Below are 4,993 nucleotides of genomic sequence, written 5' to 3'. Positions count from 1 at the left end.
TCCATCAGTACTTAAAATTGTAGAGCCGACATTAACAACTAGAATTCTTGTAAATTCTTTGTGAAATTCGATTAAATTTAGCGGTGATAGCAAGGTGGATAAGGCTTAATATCGTGTTTGAAATTTCACAAGTTGTGTGATTAATAAACAATTAGTAGTTTCTCATTGAAAAATAAGTTAAAAATTACACAGAATAAATAAAACGCTTACTACCGTTGATACCATAGTAAATTGGCTGATTATGGCAATCAAACATTTTTTATGAATGTGAATAAAATCTTTTACTTTTTAGATAATAGTGTATAATGAAAGCGTACTCAAAAGAAAAGGGAGGTTTTCGAGTATGAGTATGACAATTGCTGTTATTAAGGAACAAAAGGAAGGTGAAGGCCGGGTTGCTGCCACTCCTCACAATGTTGAGGAAATGGTTAAAGCCGGTAACACCGTTCTCGTAGAAACAAATGCCGGTGCCGGTTCAGGCTTCGACGATGCTGAATACGAGAAGGCTGGAGCCAAGATTGTTTCACACGAAGACGGCTGGAAGGCTGATTTGGTAATCAAGGTTAAGGAACCAGATGCCGAAGAATACAAGTACTTCCGTAAGGGGCAAGTTGTTTGGGGCTTCCAACACCTTGCATCTTCCAAGCCAACTGTAGAGGCAATGATGAAGGCTGGCACAACTGCTATTGGTGCTGAAACCATTGTTAAGGATGGTAAGCTGGAATTGCTTTCTGCGATGAGTCACATTGCAGGGCGCCGTTCCGTAATCATGGGTGCTTACTACCTGGAAGCTCAGCACGGTGGTGAAGGGATTCTCTTACCAGGAACCGCTGAAGTACCAGCTGGCAACGTTGTTATCTTTGGTGGTGGTAATGCCGCTATTGCTGCTGCTGACTTAGCACTTGGTATGAATTGCTCAGTTGTAATTATTGAAAAGAACCCAGAGCGGATTAAGGAACTTGAAAAGCAGTATGCAGGCAAGAATCTTCGGGTTGTTGAATCTAATGAAGAAAACCTTGCTAAGGAAATCAAGGATGCAGACCTGTTTATTTCAACTATTCTTATTCCAGGTGCCCGTCCACCGAAGTTGGTTAAGGAATATATGGTTAAGTCAATGAAGAAGGGCAGTGTTATTGCTGACGTTGCCATTGACCAAGGTGGTACTGTTGAAACCATTGACCACCCAACTACCATTGATGACCCAGTATTTACTAAGTATGGCGTAATTCATTACGCTGTTCCTAACCAACCAGGTGCTGTTCCACGTACTGCTACGATGGCACTGGCCGCTGGTAACTTGGACTACCTTCTGGAAATTGCTGACAAGGGTATTGATGAGGCTATTAAGTCTGATGAATCCTTGAAGAGTGGGGTCAACGTTTACGAAGGTAAGGTTACTAACAAGGGCTTGGCAGATTCTCTTGACCTGCCTTACACTGAGTTGGATCTTTAATTTAGCTTGGTTGTCGCTTCGGTTTACTAATTTTGGAGGTTAGTATTATGGCTACAAACGATGTTGTCGCACAGACAGAAGACATTTTAAACATTAAAGATATTGAAGACGCCAAGGCTACTATCAGTAAATATGCTCGGAAAACACCTCTTATTCAATCAATGTTCTTAAGCCGTCAGGTTGCAGATGCTAATGTATTCCTGAAGCTGGAAAACATGCAATTAACTGGTTCATTTAAGTTCCGTGGAGCTAACAACCGGATGCAACACTTGTCAAAGGAAGAAGCAGAACGTGGGGTTATTACTGCTTCTGCCGGTAACCACGCACAAGGGGTTGCATTGAGTGGTAAGCTCTTAGGCATCGACACGACTGTTGTTATGCCAGATGAAGCACCAATGATGAAGCGGGCTGCTACTGCTGGTTACGGTGCTGAAGTTGATATTCACGGGGCTACCTTCGATGACGCACACGAATGGATGTTTGAACGTGCTAAGAAGGAAGGAAAGACTATTGTTGACCCATTTAACGACAAGTACGTTATGGCGGGTCAAGGTACTATTGGTCTTGAAATTCTCGATGACCTGTGGAATGTTGACACTGTCTTAGTTCCAGTTGGTGGTGGTGGATTAATGGCAGGGATTGTTACTGCTCTGAAGTCCTTTAACCCTGGTATTCACGTTGTTGGTGTTCAATCTGAAAACGTTCACGGTATGGCTGAATCCGTTAACAAGGGTAAGCTGACTTACCACCACGACGACTTTACTCTGGCTGATGGTACTGATGTTGCTATGCCTGGTTCATTGACCTTCCCAATTGTTGACAAGTTAGTTGATGAAATCGTTCTTGTTAATGAAGAAGAAATCGCACAAGCAATGAAGGACCTCTTGCAACGTACTAAGATTGTTGCTGAAGGTGCCGGTGCACTGCCAACTGCTGCTCTTGAAGCTCACAAGGTTGATGACAAGTACATCAAGGGTAAGAATGTTGTTGGCCTTGTTTCTGGTGGTAATGTCGACCTTGACCGGGTATCACACATTATTGATGAATTCCTCAAGCCAACTAACAAGAGTATTGGTTAATAGTAATTAATAATTGCTAATCTAAAATTTACGGTCATAATATTAGGCGCCAATATTATAATAGATGTTGGCGTCTATTTTGGTAAGCGATGTTAAACGGTATTAGAGTATGAGCTAAACATTGATAACTGCAGTAGGTGTTATTCTACTAATACCGTTTTGCACTTATTCGCCATATTATTTAATAATAAAATGTGAGGTGTAAATGCAATGGCAAAGAATAATGATGAGCACATGAAAAAGTCTTTAGGCTTTGGTGCTACGTTATCAACTGTTGCTGGTACAATTATTGGTACTGGGGTGTTCTTTAAGGCATCCGCGGTAACCACGGCGACCATGTCCATTAGTCTGGCATTATTTGCGTGGTTCCTTGGGGGAATTATTAATATGTGTGCCGGGTTAACGGCCGCTGAAGTAGCAGCTGCGTTCCCGGAAACTGGGGGGATCGTTAAGTACATCGAAGAACCTTTTGGTAAATTCTGGGGATTTTTAACTGGCTGGGCTTACGGTATTGTCTATATGCCTGCCAATGTTGCGGCAATTGCAATCGCATTTGGGACCCAATTTGCAGGACTGTTCCATTTGGCAGATTCATGGATTGTTCCAGTCGGAATGATTACCGCACTCTCAGTTGCCTTGCTTAACTTCATTAGTGCTAAGTGTGGTGGCTGGGTAAGCTCTGTAACTTTGGTCATTAAGTTGTTGCCACTGGCGGCAATTGTTATTCTAGGATTCTTGCACCCAGGTGGAGTTGATTTTCGGCTCTTCCCAATCGAAGCTGGTCCACACCGTGCACTCTGGGCTGCGTTAGGGACAGCTTTACTAGCAACTATGTTCGCCTACGATGGTTGGATTCACGTTGGAACCTTAGCCGGTGAAATGAAGAATCCACAAAAAGATTTACCGAAGGCGATTGCAGTTGGGCTGTTGATTGTTATCACGGTTTACCTGCTGGTCAACGCTGTTTTCTACTACGTTGTTCCTGTTAACCAAGTTGCTGGTAACTTGAATGTTTCCATGGATGTTGCTGATAAGATTTTTGGTGGTATCGGCGGTAAAATCGTTACTATTGGTATTTTGGTATCAGTTTATGGCGGAATGAACGGCTACACCATGACTGGGATGCGTGTTCCATATGTTATGGGGCAGGAAAAAACGTTACCATTCAGTAATTTCTTTGCAAAATTGAACAAGGCTGGTGTCCCATGGGCTTCAGGACTTGTTCAGTACATCATTGCCTGCTTGATGATGCTTTCTGGTCAGTTTGACGCTATTACTAATATGCTGATTTTTGTCATTTGGTTCTTCTACTGCATGGTATTTATTGGTGTTATGAAGATGCGGAAGACACGCCCAGATTTGAAGCGTCCTTACAAGGTACCGCTTTATCCAGTAATTCCACTGATTGCTTTAATTGGTGGTGCATTTATCCTGATTAGTACGCTGATTCAACAGTTTACGACGACTGCAATCGGGATTGTAATTACGCTGATTGGTGTACCTATCTACTTCTACATGCAAAAGAAGAATGCAAAGGCTGAACACTAAGTCCTTAAGGTGGGGATAATTGTGAATTCGAAAGTTCAAGTATTAACAGTCGCAGGAAATGATTGTGATGGTAGTGCCGGAATGCCGGCTGATCTGCATGCCTTTTTCATTTCAGGAGTTTATGGAATGGGGATTTTAACGGCGGCAGTTGCTGGAAACTCATATGAAATTTCAGATCAAGTACTAATGCCGACTGAATTTATTGATCATCAGTTTGCTGCTTTAAAAAAGGATTTCAAGATTGCGGCTACCAAAACTGGAATGTTAGGCACAAGCGCAGTTATCAGATGCTTTCATCGAAACTTTGCCCCAGAAAGTTTTGGTAAATTGGTTGTCGATCCAGTTATCATCACTAAGCACGGTAACTTCCTACTTGATAATGAAGCCTATGATGACTTTGTTAAATTGATTATTCCGATGGCGGATGTAATTACTCCCAACGCCTTCGAAGCACAGGCTCTAAGCGGTGTGGAAATCGAATCACGGGAATCAATGATGACATCAGCTAAGCGTCTTCAGGAACTAGGCGCAAAAAACGTAATCGTCAAAGGAAAACATGAAAATCCTACTCAAGAGAAAGTTGAGGATTTAGTGCTTAAAGCTGATGGTAGTTACCAATGGTTATCGATGCCCTATGTAAGTACAGAAAGACTAAATGGAACTGGCGATGTCTTTTCAGCAGTTATTACTGCTGAAATCGCTAAAGGTAATGATTTATTTACCGCAGCGGAAATAGCTAAAAATGTTGTTTATGATTCAATCTCCAAACCAATTATTGTTGGTCATCGTCATGGTCCAATTAATCTTTGGAACGCGCATAGCAAATAGCAGGTTGATTCGTTGCGTAAATTAGTGCTTTATTAAAAGACGAGTTCCTTCAGCTGGGGCACTATGTCCAGTCAAGTATACAGGT

4 protein-coding genes are annotated in these 4,993 nt (G+C 42.1%); all 4 read left to right on the top strand.

Features of this window, described 5'->3' with window-relative positions:
* Positions 1-349 precede the first annotated feature (349 nt).
* The gene (locus tag FC49_RS09375; protein ID WP_034537919.1) at positions 350-1,453 is read left to right on the top strand and encodes an alanine dehydrogenase; all 1,104 of its coding nucleotides are present in this window, start codon (positions 350-352) and stop codon (positions 1,451-1,453) included.
* A 47-nt stretch (positions 1,454-1,500) separates the two neighbouring features.
* On the top strand, positions 1,501-2,532 hold the full coding sequence (tdcB, locus tag FC49_RS09370) for a bifunctional threonine ammonia-lyase/L-serine ammonia-lyase TdcB (protein WP_056984880.1): 1,032 nt from the start codon (positions 1,501-1,503) through the stop codon (positions 2,530-2,532).
* Between the two features lie 210 nt (positions 2,533-2,742).
* Positions 2,743-4,080, top strand: coding sequence for an APC family permease (locus FC49_RS09365; RefSeq protein WP_056984879.1), 1,338 nt, complete (start codon positions 2,743-2,745; stop codon positions 4,078-4,080).
* Between the two features lie 18 nt (positions 4,081-4,098).
* The gene (gene thiD, locus FC49_RS09360; protein ID WP_235804905.1) at positions 4,099-4,908 is read left to right on the top strand and encodes a bifunctional hydroxymethylpyrimidine kinase/phosphomethylpyrimidine kinase; all 810 of its coding nucleotides are present in this window, start codon (positions 4,099-4,101) and stop codon (positions 4,906-4,908) included.
* The last annotated feature ends 85 nt before the right edge of the window (positions 4,909-4,993 follow it).

The sequence above is a fragment of the Limosilactobacillus oris DSM 4864 genome, from assembly GCF_001434465.1.
In the GTDB taxonomy this organism is placed as follows: domain Bacteria; phylum Bacillota; class Bacilli; order Lactobacillales; family Lactobacillaceae; genus Limosilactobacillus; species Limosilactobacillus oris.
The sequence above is the reverse complement of the archived record's forward strand: the minus strand, read 5'-3'. Positions and strand labels throughout refer to the sequence as shown.